This is a genomic window from Acidithiobacillus sp. 'AMD consortium', from assembly GCF_008926505.1.
In the GTDB taxonomy this organism is placed as follows: domain Bacteria; phylum Pseudomonadota; class Gammaproteobacteria; order Acidithiobacillales; family Acidithiobacillaceae; genus Acidithiobacillus; species Acidithiobacillus ferridurans.
Genome location: NZ_CP044411.1, coordinates 2,872,521 through 2,890,861 on the forward strand (window position 1 = coordinate 2,872,521; position 18,341 = coordinate 2,890,861).

At 62.2% G+C, this 18,341-nt stretch carries 18 protein-coding genes; 2 read left to right on the forward strand and 16 right to left on the reverse strand.

Translation table 11 applies throughout. From position 1 onward, the window contains the following. Positions 1-3 precede the first annotated feature (3 nt). The 13 genes from trpD to F6A13_RS15030 form a co-directional block, all read right to left on the reverse strand. The gene (gene trpD / locus F6A13_RS14970) at positions 4-1,020 is read right to left on the reverse strand and encodes an anthranilate phosphoribosyltransferase (protein ID WP_113527140.1); all 1,017 of its coding nucleotides are present in this window, start codon (positions 1,018-1,020) and stop codon (positions 4-6) included. Continuing rightward, positions 1,017-1,589, reverse strand: a complete 573-nt coding sequence (locus F6A13_RS14975; protein WP_113527141.1) for an anthranilate synthase component II — start codon at positions 1,587-1,589, stop codon at positions 1,017-1,019. Before F6A13_RS14975 ends, trpD begins: the two co-directional genes overlap by 4 nt. Then, a complete protein-coding gene (trpE, locus tag F6A13_RS14980; RefSeq protein WP_126604764.1) occupies positions 1,573-3,090 on the reverse strand; it encodes an anthranilate synthase component I in 1,518 nt (505 codons plus the stop codon). Before trpE ends, F6A13_RS14975 begins: the two co-directional genes overlap by 17 nt. 110 nt (positions 3,091-3,200) lie before the next feature. After that, positions 3,201-3,884 carry a phosphoglycolate phosphatase gene (locus F6A13_RS14985; RefSeq protein ID WP_126604763.1) on the reverse strand — a complete coding sequence of 228 codons (684 nt, stop codon included), beginning with the start codon at positions 3,882-3,884 and terminating at the stop codon, positions 3,201-3,203. 3 nt (positions 3,885-3,887) lie between these two features. After that, on the reverse strand, positions 3,888-4,550 hold the full coding sequence (gene rpe / locus F6A13_RS14990; RefSeq protein ID WP_126604762.1) for a ribulose-phosphate 3-epimerase: 663 nt from the start codon (positions 4,548-4,550) through the stop codon (positions 3,888-3,890). Positions 4,551-4,614: 64 nt separating this feature from the next. Next, positions 4,615-5,685: a class II fructose-bisphosphate aldolase gene (fba, locus tag F6A13_RS14995; RefSeq protein WP_113527145.1), complete on the reverse strand. Its 1,071-nt coding sequence runs from the start codon at positions 5,683-5,685 to the stop codon at positions 4,615-4,617. Positions 5,686-5,792: 107 nt separating this feature from the next. Next, complete coding sequence (gene pyk, locus F6A13_RS15000; RefSeq protein WP_126604761.1) at positions 5,793-7,232, reverse strand: pyruvate kinase; 1,440 nt, start codon at positions 7,230-7,232, stop codon at positions 5,793-5,795. Continuing rightward, on the reverse strand, positions 7,229-8,434 hold the full coding sequence (locus tag F6A13_RS15005; protein ID WP_113527147.1) for a phosphoglycerate kinase: 1,206 nt from the start codon (positions 8,432-8,434) through the stop codon (positions 7,229-7,231). The genes pyk and F6A13_RS15005 overlap by 4 nt, the downstream gene beginning before the upstream one ends. Positions 8,435-8,450: 16 nt before the next feature. Continuing rightward, positions 8,451-9,467 (reverse strand): type I glyceraldehyde-3-phosphate dehydrogenase, encoded by a 1,017-nt coding sequence (gap, locus tag F6A13_RS15010; protein ID WP_126604760.1) that lies wholly within the window; start codon positions 9,465-9,467, stop codon positions 8,451-8,453. A gap of 34 nt (positions 9,468-9,501) precedes the next feature. Further along, on the reverse strand, positions 9,502-11,499 hold the full coding sequence (tkt, locus tag F6A13_RS15015) for a transketolase (RefSeq protein WP_113527149.1): 1,998 nt from the start codon (positions 11,497-11,499) through the stop codon (positions 9,502-9,504). Positions 11,500-11,524: 25 nt separating this feature from the next. Continuing rightward, positions 11,525-12,469 (reverse strand): class II fructose-bisphosphatase, encoded by a 945-nt coding sequence (glpX, locus tag F6A13_RS15020; RefSeq protein WP_012537679.1) that lies wholly within the window; start codon positions 12,467-12,469, stop codon positions 11,525-11,527. A 58-nt stretch (positions 12,470-12,527) separates the two neighbouring features. Beyond that, positions 12,528-13,355 carry an inositol monophosphatase family protein gene (locus F6A13_RS15025; protein ID WP_113527151.1) on the reverse strand — a complete coding sequence of 276 codons (828 nt, stop codon included), beginning with the start codon at positions 13,353-13,355 and terminating at the stop codon, positions 12,528-12,530. A gap of 22 nt (positions 13,356-13,377) precedes the next feature. Beyond that, positions 13,378-13,815, reverse strand: coding sequence for a hypothetical protein (locus F6A13_RS15030; protein ID WP_113527152.1), 438 nt, complete (start codon positions 13,813-13,815; stop codon positions 13,378-13,380). Between the two features lie 67 nt (positions 13,816-13,882). Here F6A13_RS15030 and F6A13_RS15035 point away from each other — a divergent pair, with 67 nt between their 5' ends. Continuing rightward, a complete protein-coding gene (locus F6A13_RS15035) occupies positions 13,883-14,608 on the forward strand; it encodes a 16S rRNA (uracil(1498)-N(3))-methyltransferase (RefSeq protein ID WP_113527153.1) in 726 nt (241 codons plus the stop codon). A gap of 88 nt (positions 14,609-14,696) precedes the next feature. Next, complete coding sequence (gene ispH / locus F6A13_RS15040; RefSeq protein WP_113527154.1) at positions 14,697-15,647, forward strand: 4-hydroxy-3-methylbut-2-enyl diphosphate reductase; 951 nt, start codon at positions 14,697-14,699, stop codon at positions 15,645-15,647. Positions 15,648-15,669: 22 nt separating this feature from the next. Here ispH and rmuC read toward each other — a convergent pair whose 3' ends face one another. The 3 genes from rmuC to F6A13_RS15055 all read right to left on the reverse strand — a co-directional run bounded on the left by rmuC (position 15,670) and on the right by F6A13_RS15055 (position 18,316). Beyond that, positions 15,670-17,208, reverse strand: a complete 1,539-nt coding sequence (rmuC, locus tag F6A13_RS15045; RefSeq protein WP_126604759.1) for a DNA recombination protein RmuC — start codon at positions 17,206-17,208, stop codon at positions 15,670-15,672. A 28-nt stretch (positions 17,209-17,236) separates the two neighbouring features. Continuing rightward, entirely contained in the window at positions 17,237-17,692 is a 456-nt protein-coding gene (gene mscL, locus F6A13_RS15050; RefSeq protein ID WP_113527156.1) for a large conductance mechanosensitive channel protein MscL, read from the reverse strand. A 111-nt stretch (positions 17,693-17,803) separates the two neighbouring features. Continuing rightward, entirely contained in the window at positions 17,804-18,316 is a 513-nt protein-coding gene (locus F6A13_RS15055; protein WP_113527157.1) for a hypothetical protein, read from the reverse strand. Positions 18,317-18,341 lie beyond the last annotated feature (25 nt).

Here is an 18,341-nt window from a genome sequence, read left to right on the forward strand (position 1 = left end):
GTCTTATCCCTGTGAAGTCCTGCCCAGCAATGCCTGCCACTTATCCCAGGCGGCGCCGGATTTGAGCACAGCCCGGGCGACCACCACGCCCACCGCCATATCGGGGACCACGTCTGCCGCATAGAGGGCGGCCCCGGCATTGAGCAGAACGACGTCGCGACGCGGTCCGGGGCGATCCTGCAATACCTCTTCCGCCGCCGCCAGGGCCGCCGCCACGCTGTCGATTTGCAGGGTCGCCAGCGGTGCTCGTGACAACCCGAAGTCCTCCGGCTGAACCCGGCTGCGACTGATCGTCCCGTCTTTTAACTCGGCTATGTCTGATGGCCCGGACAGGCTGATCTCATCCACGCCATCGTGCCCATGTACCACCAGCACATGGCGTGATCCCAGTTCCCGGGCGGCTTCTGCCATGGGAATCAGCCAGCGCTCGGCATAAACGCCGAGTACCTGGTGCGGCGCCCCCGCCGGGTTGCTCAGTGGCCCCATGAGATTGAACAGCGAACGGATAGCGAGCTCCTTGCGCGGACCAACGGCGTAACGCATGGCACCGTGGTGCGCCGGCGCGAATAGAAAACCAATACCGATGCGCTCGATACTGTCGGCGACTTCTGCGGGGCTCATGTCCATGGGCAAACCCGCGGCTTCCAGCACGTCAGCGCTGCCGCTGCGGCTGACCATGGAACGGTTACCGTGTTTGGCCACCCGCGCCCCGCCGGCCGCCGCCACCACGGCAGACACCGTCGATATGTTGAAGGTGCTCAGTGCGTCACCTCCGGTACCGCAGGTATCGAGCAGGTGATCGGTGGAGACCTCCACCCGCGTCATACAGGCGCGCAAGGCCTGGGTGGCGCCCACCAGTTCCTCGACCCGCTGCCCCTTCATGCGGAGTCCCATGAGCAGAGCGCCGATCTGGGCGGGGGTCCATGCGCCGGCCATGATAGAGGCGAAGACTGTTTCCGCCTCTTTGCGCGACAAGTCCTGCCCCGCCACGATTTGTTCGAGTATGTCCCGGACGATCATCGTGCGCCCCCTTGCAGAAAGTGTTGCAGCAAGGTCTTGCCGTGCTCGCTAAGAATGGACTCTGGGTGAAACTGTACACCCTCCACATCCAGGGTACGGTGGCGCAAGCCCATGATTTCTCCTTCTGCGGTCCAGGCCGTCACCTCCAGCGCCTCGGGCAGTGAGTCGCGCTCGACGATCAGGGAGTGATAACGGGTGGCGACAAAGGGGTCGGGTAAGTCGCGGAAGACTCCTTTGCCGTTATGGAAAATTGGTGAGGTCTTGCCATGCATCACTTTGTCGGCACGGATGACTTTGCCGCCGAACGCCTGACCGATGGCCTGATGCCCGAGACAAACGCCGAGCAGCGGGATTTTCCCGGCGAAATGATGGATGACGTCCAGCGAAATGCCTGCTTCGTTGGGTGTGCAGGGTCCAGGGGAGATGCAGATGCGGCTGGGAGCTAGTTGTTCAACAGCCGCCACGTCGATGGCATCATTGCGCTCGACCCGCACTTCCGCCCCCAGTTCGCCGAAGTATTGCACCAGGTTGTAGGTGAAGCTGTCGTAGTTATCAATCATGAGTAGCATGATCTGCCCTCCCTTCGGGGTCGAGGCCGTTTTCGGCCAGTGCTACGGCGCGGAACATGGCGCGGCGTTTGTTCATGGTTTCTTCCCACTCCGCCGCGGGCTCCGAGTCGGCGACAATGCCGCCGCCCGCCTGGATATGCAGCATGCCATCCTTGATGACGGCGGTGCGAATGGCAATGCAGGTGTCCATATTGCCATTCCAGCCCCAGTAGCCCACCGCTCCGGCATAGACGCCGCGCGCTACCGGCTCCACCTCACGGATGATTTCCATGGCGCGAATCTTGGGCGCACCGGACACCGTGCCTGCCGGGAAGGTCGCTCGTAAAGCATCCATGGCGTCCAGCTCCGGGCGCAATCGTCCCGTGACCTGGGAGACAATGTGCATGACATGGGAGTAGCGTTCGATACCAAACGAATCGGTTAGCTGCACCGAACCGGTGTCGGCGATACGCCCCACATCGTTGCGCGCCAGGTCGATGAGCATGAGGTGTTCGGCGCGCTCTTTGGGGTCGGCGAGGAGTTCCTGCTCCAGCGCCTCATCTTCGGCGCGGCTCTTGCCGCGCGGACGGGTGCCGGCAATAGGGCGCACCGTGACCTGATCCTCTTCGACGCGCACCAGTATCTCCGGCGACGAGCCCACCAGATGGGTATCCCCCAAGTCCACATAAAACATGTAGGGGGAAGGGTTGATGCCACGCAGGGCGCGATAGAGATCCAGGGGGTGCGCGGCCAGCGGTGTGGACAGGCGTTGGGAGGGCACCACTTGCATCACGTCCCCGGCGCCGATATATGCCTTGATGGTGCGCACTGCCGCCATATAGCCCTCACGACTGAAGCTGGCAGTGAAATCTTCCTCGCGCACGTGTCGGGTGCTCACTGGCGGTGGGGACGGCGGTACCGACTCGCGCAACCGCTGTTGTAGCGCCCGCAGGCGGGCGGTGCCACGCTCCCAGGCCTCGGGTTGGGCGGGGTCGGCATGCACCAACAGGCGGAGGGTCCCGCGCAGGTTATCGAAGATCAGCAGTTCGTCGGCCACCAGCAACTGTATTTCCGGCAACCCCAGCGGGTCGGGCAAAGGCGTGCTGCGGGCGAGGCGGGGTTCGATGCTGCGGACGATATCGTAGCCAAAATAGCCTACCAAGCCGCCGCTGAAACGCTCATCGGCATTTTCCAGTGGTGCTACATGGAAGCGTCTGCGGAAGGCGCTGATCCATTCCAACGGGTCCGCCGGGGTAGCCCGCTCGGTCTCGACGCCGTCCACATGAACAGTGACAACCCCCTGGGTGACTCGCAATATCTGCTGTGCCGGAAGACCGATGATGGAATAACGGCCCCATTTCTCGCCGCCCTGCACAGATTCCAGCAGGTAGGCATAGGGACCGTCGACCAGCTTGAGATAGGCCGATAAGGGAGTATCGAGGTCGGCGATGACCTCACGGGAAAGGGGTATACGGTTGTAGCCTTGGCGCGCCAAGGCCTCAAAGGTTGCTTTTGGAATCACGGATCACCTCGTTAGAGCGATAGATAAGGAAGCCACTGCCTTTCAGCAGCAACGCCATCGTCTCTCCCACCGCAGTGTTTTCCGCATGGTACCTCTGATCCCTCGCAACGCTACGCCAGAATATCCAATAATTCGCTCATGTTGTCCAGTACCGCGTCGGGCTCCAGGCAATGAACGGACTCGTCGCCGTTATAACCGTAGGTCACGCAGGCAATGGGCATGCCCGCCGCGCGTGCCGCCTCGGTGTCGTTACGTGAATCGCCGACCAGCAGGCAGTTTTCCACCGGCTGATGAAAGTGTTCAGCCGTGTGGGTCAGGGGCAACGGGTCGGGCTTTTTCCGTGGCAGGCTGTCGCCGGACAGGACCAGTCCGAAAAAATTGTAGAGGTCCAGTCGCTGGAGCAGCGGCACGGTGAAGGCCGCGGTCTTGTTGGTGATACATACCAGTTCCCGGCCCTGAGCCTGCAAGGTCTCCAGCGTTCTGCGCACGCCCGGGTAGATCACGCTATGATCCAGCAGATGCTCCCCGTAGTACTTGCTGAAATCGACCATGGCCGCATCCAGTTCCGCTTCGCTGGGATCGCTATAGATCGCTAACGCGCGACGCATCAGTTCACGGACACCGTTACCGATGAAGCCACGAATGACCGGCATTTCGGCGGGCGCACGCCCGAGTTTTTGTAGCACATGGTTGGCCGCACCGGCCAGGTCCGGCGCGGTGTCTATCAGCGTGCCATCCAGATCGAGCAGGACGACGCGCGCGGTAAACGGCGTACCGGTATTCAGCGTTACCATGATTCAGCCCGCCAGGGCTTTGCGGAAAGCGGCGATGGTCGCAGCGTAGTCGGGGGTGTTATAAATGGCGCTGCCCGCCACGAAGACATCGGCGCCGGCATCGGCGACCCGCCGCACATTGTCCACCTTGACGCCACCATCCACTTCCAGTTCGATAGCCTTGCCGGTCGCCTCGATGCGCTTGCGGATCGCCTCGATCTTGCGCAGGGTGTACTCGATGAAGCTCTGCCCGCCGAAACCGGGGTTGACGCTCATCACCAGCACCAGGTCAAGACTCTCCAGGACATAGTCCAGCACATCGAGGGGCGTGGAAGGATTGAGGGAAACGCCAGCCTTACAACCCAGGCCGTGGATCAACTGAATGGTACGGTCCAGATGGATCGTCGCTTCGGGATGCACGGTAATGATATCGGCGCCGGCCTTGGCGAAATCGGGAATGATGCTATCCACCGGTGAGATCATGAGGTGGACATCCAGCGGCTTTTGGGTGTGGGGCTTGATGGCGGCCGCCACCAGCGGACCGATGGTCAGATTGGGGACGAAATGGTTGTCCATGACGTCGATATGGATATAGTCGGCACCCGCCGCATCGACGGCGCGCACTTCTTCACCCAGACGGGCAAAATCCGCCGAAAGGATGGACGGGGAAATCTTGAACTGAGTCATTTTGCCTCCAAAACAAGGCGAGAGCGCCATGCGCCCTCGCCAGTCGACCGATAGGTAGCGTTATTTAGACGCCGGTGACGCGGGGGTCGAGTTCACCCTTGCTGTAGCGCCTGAACATGGTATCCAGCGGGATGGCCTTGATCTTGCTGGCCTGCCCGGCGCTACCGAAGGCCTCATAACGCAACCGGCAGATATCGCGCATGGCATCGATGGAGGCAGTCAGGAACTTGCGAGGATCAAAGTTCTTGGGATTTTTGGCCAGACTCTGACGCACCGCACCGGTTGCCGCCAAGCGCAGATCGGTATCGATGTTGACCTTGCGCACACCGTACTTGATGCCTTCCTGAATTTCCTCTACCGGCACACCGTAGGTTTCGCCGATGTCGCCACCGAATTCGTGGATGATCTTCAACCAGTCCTGCGGCACCGAGCTGGAGCCGTGCATGACCAGATGGGTATCCGGGATACGGGCGTGAATTTCCTTGATCCGGTCGATACGCAGGACCTTGCCGGTCGGCGGCCGGGTGAACTTGTAAGCGCCGTGGCTGGTGCCGATGGCGATCGCCAGGGCGTCCACTTTGGTGGCTTTCACGAATCGGGCCGCTTCTTCGGGATCGGTCAGCATCTGGTCATGGCTCAGACAGCCCTCGGCACCGACACCGTCCTCTTCGCCCGCCATGCCGGTTTCCAGGGAGCCGAGGCAGCCCAGTTCGCCCTCGACGGTCACACCGACGGCGTGAGACATCTCCACGACCCTGCCGGTCACAGTGGCATTGTAATCATAGCTGGCGGGGGTCTTGGCGTCCTCCAGCAGGGAACCGTCCATCATCACGCTGGAGAAGCCGGAGCGGATGGCCTGGATGCAAACCGCCGGGCTCGCGCCGTGATCCTGATGCAGGACGACGGGGATGTCGGGATACTCTTCGATGGCGGCCAGAATCAGATGGCGCAGAAAGGGTTCGCCAGCATACTTGCGGGCACCGGCGGACGCCTGAAGGATGACCGGCGCGTCGGCGGCAGCCGCCGCTTCCATGATCGCGCGCACCTGCTCCAGGTTGTTGACGTTAAAGGCGGGGATGCCGTAGCTGTGTTCCGCGGCATGATCCAACAACTGACGCAATGAAACCAGGGCCATAATACTTCTCCTAAATGTGAATAAAAATGGATTGGGTCTTGAGCAATCGTATAGAGGAGCCCCCCAAACCGCAAGCCGGGCCCCGTAACGGTCGGGAGTGGCCAGACTCAGGCGCGGTGCGTGACATCGCCGACCCGCACCAGCTTGAGGGTATTGGTGCCACCCGGAGCGCCCATGGGCTCACCGATGGTGATGAGGATCAAATCTCCGTCGCGAACGACGCCGCGCCGCCGCAGTTCATCCTCGGCCGCATGCATCACCTGCAGGGGGTCATCATGGCGACTCTGGGGGAAATTGACCGGGTGGACACCGCGATACAAAGTCACCTTGCGCCGGGTATAGACCTGGGGGGTCAGCGCGTAGATGGGCACCCGGGGATTGGCGCGGGACAGCCACAGCGCCGTGGAACCACTCTCGGTAAAAGCCGCGATGGCCACGATGGGCGAGCGCATGGTGGCCAGAATGGCTGCCGCTGCGATGGTTTCGTCCATGCGTTCCAGTGGCCGGTCGATGATCTGCACGGTACCGGTGGCCGGTGCCTGGCGCTCGGCTGCGCGACAGGTACGGTCCATGGCGGCGACCGCCTCTACCGGGAAGGCTCCGCTTGCCGTTTCGGCGGACAGCATCACCGCATCCGTACCGTCGAGGACCGCATTGGCCACATCGGAAACTTCGGCGCGGGTAGGAATCGGCTGGTGAATCATGGACTCCATCATCTGCGTCGCCGTGATCGTCAGACAGTTGTACTTCTGCGCCAAGGCGATAATCCGCTTCTGCACCGGAGGCACCGCCGCATCGCCGATCTCAACGCCGAGGTCGCCCCGCGCCACCATGACCGCCTCGGACACCGCCATAATCTCTTCGATGGCCTCTACCGCCTCGGCCCGCTCGATTTTGGCAACCAAGGCGCCGTGACCACCCGCCTCGCGGAAGAGACGACGGGCTTCCTCCATGTCGGCGGCGCTGCGCGGAAAAGAAACCGCCAGATAGTCCGCCTCGAGGCGCGCAGCGGTGATGATGTCCGCCCGGTCCTTATCGGTCAGCGCCGGCGCCGTCAGGCCACCACCCGCCCGGTTGATGCCCTTGCTGTTGGAGAGTTCACCACCCTGCACCACCCGGGTGTGAATTTCGGAGCCCTGCACCTTTTCCACCCAGAGCACGATCATGCCGTCATTGAGCAGCAGGGTTGCCCCCCGGTCCACATCATTGATCAGTTGCGGGTAGGTCACGCCAACCCGCGTCTGATCGCCAATGGTGCACGTGGTATCGAGAATAAAAGGCTCGCCTTCCCGGATATGGATCTTGCCTTCGGCAAATTTGCCGATGCGGATTTTGGGCCCCTGCAGATCGGCCAGCACCCCGATGGCCCGGCCATGAGCGCGCGCCCTTTCCCGGACCATCTCCGCACGCTTGACGTGATCCTCTGCCGCGCCATGGGAGAAGTTGAGGCGAACGACATCAACACCCGCCTCGATCAGGCGATCGATGACCCGCACATCAGAACTGGCGGGACCCAGGGTTGCGACGATCTTCGTCCGGCGTATCAAGTGTGTGTACCTCGTGCACGTTCTTCCAGCATGGCTACGGCAGGCAGAGTCTTGCCTTCGAGAAATTCCAGGAAGGCGCCCCCACCCGTACTGATATAGGAGACCTTATCTTCGATATGGAATTTGTTGATCGCCGCAATGGTGTCCCCCCCCCCGGCAATGGAAAAGGCGCTGCTTTCCGCCACTGCCCGGGCGATGGCCTCAGTGCCATGGGCGAAAGCGTCAAACTCAAATACGCCCACCGGGCCATTCCAGACGATGGTGCCCGCCTTGCGCAGGATATCGCCCAGCGTTTTGGCGGTGTCGGGACCGATATCGAGCACCATGTCATCGGCAGCGATATCATCCACCCTGCAGGTTCGCGCCGGGGCCGTCGCCGAAAATGCCTTGGCGACCACCACGTCGCTGGGCAGCGGGACATCGCCGCCCTTGGCCCTGGCTGCGGCGATGATGGCCTGAGCATCAGGCACCAGATCCGCTTCACAGAGGGATTTGCCGACGGAATGACCTGCGGCGAGGATGAAGGTGTTGGCGATGCCGCCACCCACCACCAGTTGATCCACCTTGTCCGCCAGGGACTTTAGGATGGTCAGCTTGGTGGACACCTTGGACCCGGCGACAATGGCGACCAGAGGACGCCGGGGGTTCTGCAGGGCCTTGCCCAGTGCGTCCAGCTCATTGACCAGCAGCGGACCGGCGCAGGCGACGGGAGCGAACCTGCCGACCCCATGGGTGCTGGCCTGGGCGCGATGGGCGGTACCGAAGGCATCCATCACAAACACGTCACAGAGCGCAGCCATCTTTTTGGACAGCACCTCGTCGTCCTTGCTTTCGCCAGTATTGAAGCGCACGTTTTCCAGCACGACGACATCGCCGTCCCGAAGCTGCGCAAGGCGGTCTTTACCGGCTTCCAGCCAGTCCCGTACCAACGGCACATCGCGGCCCAGCAACTGGCTGAGGTGGGCGGCGACCGGAGCGAGGCTGGCCTTTTCGTCGAAAACGCCTTCCTTGGGACGCCCGAGATGGGACATCAGCATCACACGCGCGCCGCCGGCCAGCGCGGCGCGAATGGTGGGCAGGCTGGCGCGGATGCGGGTGTCATCGGTAATAGCCCCCGCATCATTCATGGGGACGTTGAGGTCCTCACGAATCAGCACCCGCTTGCCCTTTAATGGCACATCCATCATACGCAGGACATTTATGGTCACGGATTCCTCCTCAGCGGGCCTGACCCATCATGGCGAGGGCGGTATCCACCATACGGTTGGAGAAACCCCACTCGTTGTCGTACCAGGAGCAGACCTTGACCAGCTTGCCCTTGACCTTGGTCAGTGAGGCCTCATAGGTGGAGGAGTGCGGATTGTGGTTGAAGTCGATGGAGACCAGAGGCTTGTCGTTGTAGCCGTAGACACCCTTGAGTGCGCCTTGGCTGGCTGCTTTCATGGCGGCGTGGATTTCGTCGATGGAGACTTCCTTGTTGACGATACAGGTGAGGTCAACGAGGGAGACGTTCTGCGTGGGCACGCGAATGGCGAAGCCGTCCAGCTTGCCTGCCAGTTCCGGCAGTACCAGGCCGATGGCCTTGGCGGCACCAGTGCTGGTGGGGATCATGCTCATGCCGGCAGCGCGGGCGCGGCGCAGGTCTTCGTGATAGACATCGATGATGCGCTGATCATTGGTCATGGAGTGGATGGTGTTCATGGTTCCCGCCTCGATGCCGGCGAGATCATTGAGGGTCTTGGCCAGGGGTGCGAGGCAGTTGGTGGTGCAGGAACCGTTGGAGACGATGTGGTGCTTGGCGGGGTCGAGCAACTGGTGGTTGACGCCGTAGACGACGGTGAGGTCGACCGCATCTTTTGCCGGTGCGGAAATCAGCACTTTCCTGGCGCCGCCCTTGAGGTGCAGGGCCGCCTTTTCGCGGGAGGCAAAGAAGCCGGTGCACTCCAGGACCACGTCCACGCCCAGATCGCCCCAGGGCAGTTTGGAAGGATCGCGCTCGGCCAGCACCTTGACCCGGTCGTCGCCGATCAGCATGTCGCCGTCGTCCACGTTCACCGAGAAAGGGAATTTGCCATGCACGGAATCATACTGTGTCAGGTGGGCGTTGGTTTCGGGGCTGCCGAGGTCATTGACCGCGACAATCTGAACTTCGCCGGTGCGGTTCGCCTCATAGACGGCCCGCAGGATGTTCCGTCCGATACGCCCATAGCCGTTAATACCAATACGCAGTGCCATAATGTGAACTCCTCAACGTTTTAGAATGAATGATTTACAGTGCCTGGAAGCGCGCGACGACGTTATCCGCCGTGAAGCCGAATTTCTCGAACAGGACCGAGGCCGGGGCCGAGGCGCCAAAGTGGTCGATGCCGATGACCGCGCCGTGCAGACCCACATACCGGTACCAGAGCCCCGTGGTGCCCGCTTCGATGGCCACACGCTTGGTGATGCTGCCTGGCAGGACACTCTCCTGATACGCCGCGTCCTGCGCCGCAAAGATATTCATGCACGGCATGGAAACCACGCGCACGTGATGCCCCTGCTCCGCCAGCTTGGCCTGGGCCGCCAGCGCCAGCTCCACTTCGGAGCCGGTGGCGATCAGGATACCCTCGGCCTTGCCGTTTTCGGCCTCCTTGAGCACATAGCCGCCGCGCCGGGCATTGGCCACGGTCTCGTCGGTATGGGGCAGCGCCGGGAGATTCTGCCGGCTGAGGGCCAGCAGGGATGGCGTCCGTTCCAGTTTGACCGAGGATTCCCAGGCGATGGTGGTTTCCACGGCATCCGCCGGGCGCCAGACATGGAGGTTGGGGATCAGACGCAGGCTGTTGACCTGCTCGATGGGCTGGTGGGTGGGGCCGTCTTCGCCGAGACCGATGGAGTCATGGGTCATCACATAGATCACGCGAATACCCATCAGCGCCGACATCCGGATCGCATTGCGGCTATAGTCGGAGAAAATCAGGAAGGTGCCGCCGAAGGGCAGGAAACCGCCGTAGAGAGCGATGCCGTTCATGATGGCGGACATGCCGAATTCCCGCACGCCGTAGTGGATGTAGTTGCCCATCAGGCGATGCGGGCCGATGTCGATGGCTTCCTTCCAGCGCGTGTTGTTGGAAGGCGTGAGATCGGCGGAACCACCGATAAATTCGGGCAACTTCGGTGCAAGGGCCTGAATGCACTGACCGGATGCCACGCGGGTAGCGATTTTGGGCGCCGTCTTACGGAAATCGGCGATGAGCGCCGCCGCCGCCGCGTCGAAATCGCTGGCGGGGGTACCGGCCAGGCGCCGCTCGAGCTCTGCCGCCTCTTCGGGATAGAGTTCCCGGTATTTGGCGAAACGGGCCTTCCAGGCGGCCTCCGCGGCCTCCCCTTTGGCCCGGGCATCATAGGCGCGGTAAACGGCCTCGGGAATCTGGAACGGCTCCGCAGACCAGCCCAGGTTTTCCCGGGTCAGGCAGACTTCTTCGGCGCCCAGAGGCGCGCCATGACAGTCATGGCTGCCGGCCTTGTTGGGGGAGCCATGGCCGATGACGGTTTTGCAACAGATCAGGGTGGGCTTGCCGGTCTGCTTGCGGGCATCCACGATGGCCCTTTTGATGGCTTCGGGGTCGTGTCCGTCGACGTGACGGATCACATGCCAGCCGTAAGCCTCGAAACGCGCCGGGGTGTTGTCGGCGAACCAGTCACCCACATGACCGTCAATGGAGATATTGTTGTCATCGTAGAAACAGATGAGCTTGCCCAGTCCCCAGACACCCGCCAGGGAACAGACCTCATGAGAAACGCCTTCCATGAGGCAGCCATCACCGAGGAATACATACGTGTAGTGATGGATGATTTCGTGATCGGGGCGGTTGAAGTGACTGGCCAGCATATGCTCCGCCAGCGCCATTCCGACACCGTTGGCAAGGCCCTGACCCAGGGGGCCAGTGGTGGTTTCAATGCCTGGAGTGTCGCGGTACTCCGGATGACCAGGGGTCTTGCTGTGCCACTGACGGAAGTTTTTGAGGTCTTCCATGGAGACATCGTAGCCGGTGAGATGGAGGAGCGCGTACTGCAGGAGGGAACCGTGTCCATTGGACAGAATGAAGCGGTCGCGGTTGGCCCAATGGGTATCGGCGGGGTTGTGGACCAGAAAGTCGTTCCACAGCACTTCGGCGATGTCCGCCATGCCCATGGGCATGCCGGGATGACCGGATTTTGCCTTTTCCACGGCGTCCATGGTGAGAACGCGGATGGCGTTCGCCAGATCTGTACGGGTCACAGTCATAACATACTCCTCAATAATATAGAAATCAGTCGATGCGCTGGTGGGTGCGGACCCGGCGCAGAATGCCGTCGTGACCAGAAATAACCAGGCTCTCACTTTCCACAAAGTAGTGGGAGCGGGTCACGCCATCGAGGATGTCGCCGGAGGTCAGGCCGGTGGCCACGAAGAGCACGTCATCGCTGGACACCAGTTCATCACGCCCCAGCCACTGCCCGGCCTTGAGGCCGGCGGCGGCGATGGCTTCTGCTTCGCCAGGTTTCTGCGGCGCGAGGCATCCAAACATGTCGGCGCCCATGGCGCGGGCGGCGCAGGCGGAAATGACGCCTTCCGGAGTGCCACCGATACCCATCATGGCATCCACCTTGGTGCCGAGGGCGGCCATGATGCCACCGCTGACGTCGCCGTCTGTCTGCAGGCGCACGGTGGCGCCAGCGGCCTGAATTTCGCGGATCATGGCCTCGTGACGCGGCTTCTTGAGCAGGAAGATGCGCAATTCACGGACGTCCTTGCCGACGGCGCGGGCCAGGTCGTGGAGCTTGTCCTTCATGGGTGCAGCGGGATCGATTTTGCCGCGGGCCGGGGCCGGGACGATCAGCTTGTCCATATAGAAGGCCGGACCGGGCTGGAACATGCTGCCTTTGGGAGCCGCTGCCAGCACGCAGATGGAGCCGGGCATGCCCTGGGCCAGAAAGGTGGTACCTTCGACAGGATCAACGGCAATCTCTACCTCTGGACCGGCACCCGAGCCTACCACCTCACCATTGTAGAGCATGGGCGCTTCGTCCTTTTCGCCCTCACCGATGACCACCACCCCACGCATGGGGACCTGGGCAATGGCGATACGCATGGCGTCCACTGCGGCGCCGTCGCCGAGTTCTTTTTCACCGCGGCCGATCCAGCCGCTCGCGGCACGGGCCGCGGATTCAGTGACGGGAAGCAGGGACAGTGCGAGATTACCTATGGAGGCCATGCGATTCTTTTCCTTCAGTGACGGGTTCGTTGGGAGAGATGAATTGTTTTAGCATAAATCAAAGGGCTGCATTTGGGAACTCGGCAGGCGTTTCACCGACCGCTTCCAGCCACCGCGACCAACTCTGGTGCAGCCGCGGATCGAGGGTGGCGAGCACGGAGCGCGTCTGCAGATCATTTTCGCTGAGGCTGCCGCCGTTGAATTGCGTGGCCCTGCCGCCCGCCTCGTGCAGTATCAGGGCGCCTGCGGCGCGATCCCAGAGTTGTTGCGCGCCGTGCAGGTAAAAATGATAACGTCCGGCAGCGAGCCAGCACCATTCGAGGACGGAAGCGCCGAAGTTGCGTTGGCTGTGGAAAGGCCGCTCGTCGATCAGGCGCAGGGCGAGAGCGCGATCGAGCCTTTTGTAGTCCAGGACGCCGACGCATTGCCCGAGCGCCGGCGCCTGCCGAACCGCCATAGGTACGCCGTCCACCCGCGCGCCACTCCCCTTTGCTGCGGAGAAGAGCTCGGCGCGCACCGGGTCGTACACCCAACCGAGCACCGAGTGCCCGCCTTGCAGTAACGCCAGGGAGATACCGAAGATCGGGACGCCGGCGGCAAAATTGCTGCTGCCATCCAGCGGATCCAGGCACCAAAGGGCGTCAGCCTCGTGCAACAGGCGGGTTTGTTCCGTTGCACTCATTTCTTCTCCCAGCAGGGGGATATCGGGATAACGGGCCGTGAGCATGTCCTGCAAAAAGTTCTGGCTATCGATATCGGCACTGGTGACGATACTGCCATCGGGTTTGCGGCTGGCGCTGACGGCGTGGAAACGAGGCAGCACGAAGCGTTCGGCACTGGTGCGCAGCAGTTTGCCGACCCATTGCTGGTCGATTTCCGGTATCATGGTCGTGCCTCCCGTATCCGTCTTAGATATCCGGCCCCGGGCTCCGGCGCGTTAGAATATCCAGCGCGATCACCCGGGCAGGGTGGCGTCTTTTTTCTGCGGACTTTTTGATCGCGTTATTCAGGGCCTGATGAAACTCCATGGGCAGGCGACGCAGGATTTCCTCCCCTGCCGGGCTGAAAAGATCCATCTGGCAGGTCACGCCGTCGTGCAGGTTTTCCCTGGACTGGTGGTCGAAGTGATGCCAGACACTAACGGCAACACGGCCGCCGAGGTAGTCACAGAACACCCACTCGCGTTCCAGCAGGATGGCCATGACCGAGACGTAACGCAGGGGAATGAAGACGGGGCCGGTGGCGGCGTGCTGCAGAATGAGGGCCTGATTGTATATCCAGGCCGGGACCAGCCCGGGCCGCGTCTGCCAGACCGGTGGGCGACGGCAATCGGAGTCATTGATCATGCGCCACCCGCGCCAGCGCCACGATGATATAATCCCACCTGTGTTCTCCTGCCCGATATCGTAACCTATGCCGCGCATTCATTTATACGCCGATTCCGACCTGCCCGAAAGCGGCCCCTTTTTGCTGCCGGCGGGGGCCAGCCATCATCTGCTCAAGGTGTTGCGCGCCCGCCATGGCCAGGAGCTGACCCTGTTCAATGGCGATGGCTGGATGTATCGGGCGTCCCTGACCGGGATTTCGGGGGCGCAAGCGCAGTTGGCGATCAGTGGGCGGCATCCGCGGTCGACCGGTTCGCCGCTGGCCATTCAGGTGTTTTTGCCGCTGACGCGCGGCGAGCGCTGGGACTGGAGCCTACAGAAGGCGGTGGAACTGGGGGTGCGACGGATTCAGCCGGTGGCCTGCCGCCACGGAGTGGTGCAACTGAGTGAAGCACGCGGAGAGAAACGTCTGGCGCGCTGGCGGGATATCGTCATTGCGGCCTGCGAGCAAAGCGGCAGCACGACGATTCCCGAACTCGCTCCGCCGGTTGCGCTGGAAACCGCATGGGCCGGTGTGCGGGGGGCCGCCTTCGTACTCGACCCCGACGCCGCGCAGCGGTTTACCGATCTTGGCCATCCGGGGCCGGAGATCACCCTGCTCAGTGGCCCCGAGGGTGGGCTGGCGGCAGAAGAGGTGGCCGCCGCGCAGGCCCATGGCTTTCGCTCGTTGCGCATGGGGCCGCGCATCCTGCGCGCGGAGACTGCCGCCATTGCCGCTATCGCCGTCACCCAGGCGCTGTGGGGCGATCTCTGAGTCACCACCGGAATAGCCAACTTGCGGTGGTTGACAGGGCGGGCGGCAGGACGGACCATTCCCCCTGTTCAACTTCGGGAATCTCAGCATGGATATTTTGTTAGCCAATCCGCGTGGTTTCTGCGCGGGGGTCAACCGGGCGATTCAGATCGTCGATCGCGCCCTGGAGCTTTTCGGTGCGCCTATCTATGTGCGTCACGAGGTCGTTCACAACCGTCACGTCGTCGAAGACCTGCGCGCCCGTGGCGCCATCTTCGTCGAAGAGCTGGATGAGGTGCCGGACGCGGCTACGGTCATTTTCAGCGCCCATGGCGTGCCCATTGCCGTCCGTGAGCACGCGGCGGCGCGGGGTCTGAGCGTCTTCGACGCCACCTGCCCGCTGGTGACCAAGGTGCATATGGAAGTTAAGAAATACAGCCGGGACGGTATGGAAATGGTACTCATCGGTCACGCCGGACACCCGGAGGTGGAAGGCACCATGGGTCAGGTCGAGGAGGGCATGATGTATCTGGTTTCCAATGTCTCCGATGTGGCCACCCTGGCGCCCCGCAACCCGGACAAGCTTGCCTACATCACTCAGACCACTTTGAGCATGGATGACACTGCAGAAGTGATCGCCGCCTTGCGCTCACGTTTTCCCCTCATCGAAGGTCCGAAAAAAGATGATATCTGTTATGCCACCCAGAACCGCCAGGATGCGGTGAAGTCGCTGGCCCCTGATGTCGATATCCTGCTGGTGGTGGGCGCGCCGAACAGTTCCAATTCCAGCCGCCTGGCAGAACTGGGGACGCGGCTGGGGACGCGGACCCATCTCATCGAGGACGCTCAGCAGTTGCGCCGCGAATGGTTCGAAGGTGTGGGGAAGATTGGTATCAGTGCCGGGGCTTCGGCACCGGAAAGCCTGGTTCAGGAGATTATGGACACCCTCCGGGGCTGGGGCGCCCGAGTGCCCCAAGAAATGCCCGGCGTAGAGGAAAAGGTGACTTTCAGCCTGCCTCTGGCGCTGATACAGGCGCAGACGCGGCGGGAAGGCGCCTGACCTTGCTGCGCTCCGCCTGCGGCTAGTGCTGGTCCGCGAGCGGGGCTGTGGTATCCGGTCCGATGAATTCTTCCGCCTGAAGGAGGCGCGGGATCCGCTCCACGGGGTCCATGCCGGGTAGCTCTTTTGCCTCGGGCGTAGCCTTGAGGTCGCGGAACTTGCGCGCGGAGACCAGTACCCGGCTTTCCAGCGACCCCGTCGCGCTGTTGTAGGCCTCCACCGCCTGCCCCAGCCCCTTGCCCACCCGCGCCCAGTGCCCTGCCAAAATGCTGATACGATCGTAAAGCTCTTTGCCGAGATCGCTGATGGCACGGGCATTTTCGGCCAGCGATTCCTGCCGCCAGCCATAGGCCACCGCCCGCAGCAGAGCGATGAGGGTGGTGGGGCTGGCCACGATCACCTTCTGCTCGACGCCGTATTCGATAAGCGACGGGTCTTCCTGGAGGGCAGCACTGAAGAACACCTCACCGGGCACGAACAGGACCACGAACTCCGGAGTCGGCTGGAACTGTTCCCAGTAGGATTTTTTGCTGAGCTGGGTCATGTGGGTGCGTAGTTCGCTGGCATGCTTGTGCAGGAAATGTGCGCGTTTCTGCTCATCATCGGTTTCCATGGCCTCCAGATAAGCACTCAGTGGCGCCTTGGCATCGACGACGATGCGTTTGCCCCCGGGCAGGCGCACCAGCAGATCGGGACGCTGCTGACCAGAATCGGTATTGACTCCCTCCTGCTCCGTAAAGTCGCAGTAAGCCAGCATCCCGGCCATCTCCACGACCCGCTTGAGCTGCATTTCGCCCCAGCGCCCCCGGGCCGCGGGCTGGCGCAGGGCCTTCACCAGCGCCGCGGTTTCCTGATGCAGGCGCGGCAGGTGGTCCTGGACGAGACCACGGATCTGCTCATTGAGAGCGCCGTAAGCATCGATGCGGGTCTTCTCCATGGCATCGATGCGGGTGCCCACCTTCTCCAGGGACTCACGGATAGGCTCCACCAGTTGCCCTACAGCCTTTTGTCGGCCCTCCCAGTCGGTTTTCGCGCTTTCCTGGAAACGCTCCAGATTTTCCCGCGCCAGTTCCAGGAAGGACTGGTTGTTGCGGCGCAGGGCCTCCGCGGACAGGGACTGGAAGGCGTCGCCGAGACGTTGACGGGCATCTTCCAGCAGCGCCAGCTTCTCTGTACCACGTAGACGCTCCTGTTCCAGCCGCTCACCCAGTTCTGCCAGTTGGCCACGAATGACGCTGTTTTCCGTCTGCAGGCGCGCGGTATTGCCGCGTTCCGCCACCAGGGCATTTTCGAGCGCCGGGATACGACCGCTTTCCGCTTCTGCGGCGGCCCTGCTCTCGCTCTCGTGGCGGAGGACTTCCTGCTGTTCCCGGGCCTGTTGCCGCAGGGCATTTATTTCGTGCTGCAGGCTCTCCGTCTGGGCTGCGCTGGCCTGCTGTCCTTCCCGGAGTGCCGCGCTGATATCCTGCTGACGCTGGATCATGCTGCGCGCCACCAGCCCGGCGACCACCAGACCGAGCACGACGCCGATAATGAGGTATAACAGGTTTTCCCAGATCAATGGCGGGTCCCGAGTGTGGGGAGCATTTTCAGGACTCCAGTGGCGAGGTGCAGTTGGGACAGCGTACCGCGGCCAAAGGAATGGCGGAGGCACAGAAGGGGCAGGTTTTGGTGGTCACGGCCGGGGCGGGTTTGGGGTAGAGCTTGTTGATCGCCCGCACGATGGAAAATATCACCAGGGCGATAATGAAAAAGCTGATCAGCGAGGTAATGAAGAGGCCGTAGTTCACGGTTACGGCGCCCGCCTTTTTGGCGGCTTCCAGGGTCAGGTAAGGGCCGGGAACGGTGCCTTGCTTCAATACGATATAGAGGTTGGAAAAATCGACCTTGTCGAGCAGCATGCCGATAGGCGGCATGATCACGTTGCTGACCAGCGAAGTAACGATGGCGGAAAATGCCGAGCCGATCACAAAAGCTACGGCGAGATCGATGACATTACCGCGCTGCAGAAATGTTTTGAAATCCTGGACGAATTTTTTGAGCATGAGGACCTCCCTGCGTGATAACCGGCTGCTGATAACATATCGATTCCAGTACCCTGGTGCACCAGCATAATTTAGTTCATCCGGGGATGAAAACCAGCAACACCTAAATCCTCAGCGGCTGCAAAAGCGGTTTACGACATTTTTATAGTCGTCCATCTGCTGGTGGCCGGATGCGGCGGAGCAGGCTTTCTGGCCATCCTGACAGGTAATGGCCCAACCCTGAGCCAGGTCAAAAAAACGTGCCGCCTGCGCCGCCGGCGTGGCGTAGGCGCCCCCCTGGAAAAGGGGGGCCAGGGCATGGAAATAGCGGCTCTCTTCCTGCGTCCATTGAGATACCGCCTGCCAGCAGGTGGCCTGTTCACCGAGCGGCATTCGCGCGCAACCCATGGCGTTGCGGCGCGCCTGGCCGAGCGCCTGCCGCCAGTTCGGGCAGAATTGCTGTTCGGCCCCGGCGCGCTGAGCGGCGACGGCGGCAAGGCGTTGCTGTGCCGCTTCGGCATCACGGTCGGCCGTCGCGGCGCCCTGCGCGGCGGCGCTGGCCGTGGCGGTTGACGAAGGTGGTGGCAGGGACGCGCAGCCTGACAGGGCAAGCACGAGCAGGAGAAAAAGAATTTTTGCGGGCATCTTCCGGGCCTCCCGGGTATTGGTC

Bases quoted from the DNA above. Each gene is read 5' to 3' on its own strand.
- F6A13_RS14975 (WP_113527141.1), bottom strand. From the start codon at position 1,589: ATGCTACTCATGATTGATAACTACGACAGCTTCACCTACAACCTGGTG.
- F6A13_RS15055 (WP_113527157.1), bottom strand. From the start codon at position 18,316: ATGCCCGCAAAAATTCTTTTTCTCCTGCTCGTGCTTGCCCTGTCAGGC.
- F6A13_RS14985 (WP_126604763.1), bottom strand. From the start codon at position 3,884: ATGGTAACGCTGAATACCGGTACGCCGTTTACCGCGCGCGTCGTCCTG.
- ispH (WP_113527154.1), top strand. From the start codon at position 14,697: ATGGATATTTTGTTAGCCAATCCGCGTGGTTTCTGCGCGGGGGTCAAC.
- F6A13_RS15025 (WP_113527151.1), bottom strand. From the start codon at position 13,355: ATGATACCGGAAATCGACCAGCAATGGGTCGGCAAACTGCTGCGCACC.
- trpD (WP_113527140.1), bottom strand. From the start codon at position 1,020: ATGATCGTCCGGGACATACTCGAACAAATCGTGGCGGGGCAGGACTTG.
- F6A13_RS15035 (WP_113527153.1), top strand. From the start codon at position 13,883: ATGCCGCGCATTCATTTATACGCCGATTCCGACCTGCCCGAAAGCGGC.
- mscL (WP_113527156.1), bottom strand. From the start codon at position 17,692: ATGCTCAAAAAATTCGTCCAGGATTTCAAAACATTTCTGCAGCGCGGT.
- gap (WP_126604760.1), bottom strand. From the start codon at position 9,467: ATGGCACTGCGTATTGGTATTAACGGCTATGGGCGTATCGGACGGAAC.
- fba (WP_113527145.1), bottom strand. From the start codon at position 5,685: ATGGCCCTGGTTTCATTGCGTCAGTTGTTGGATCATGCCGCGGAACAC.
- glpX (WP_012537679.1), bottom strand. From the start codon at position 12,469: ATGGCCTCCATAGGTAATCTCGCACTGTCCCTGCTTCCCGTCACTGAA.
- tkt (WP_113527149.1), bottom strand. From the start codon at position 11,499: ATGACTGTGACCCGTACAGATCTGGCGAACGCCATCCGCGTTCTCACC.
- F6A13_RS15030 (WP_113527152.1), bottom strand. From the start codon at position 13,815: ATGATCAATGACTCCGATTGCCGTCGCCCACCGGTCTGGCAGACGCGG.
- rpe (WP_126604762.1), bottom strand. From the start codon at position 4,550: ATGACTCAGTTCAAGATTTCCCCGTCCATCCTTTCGGCGGATTTTGCC.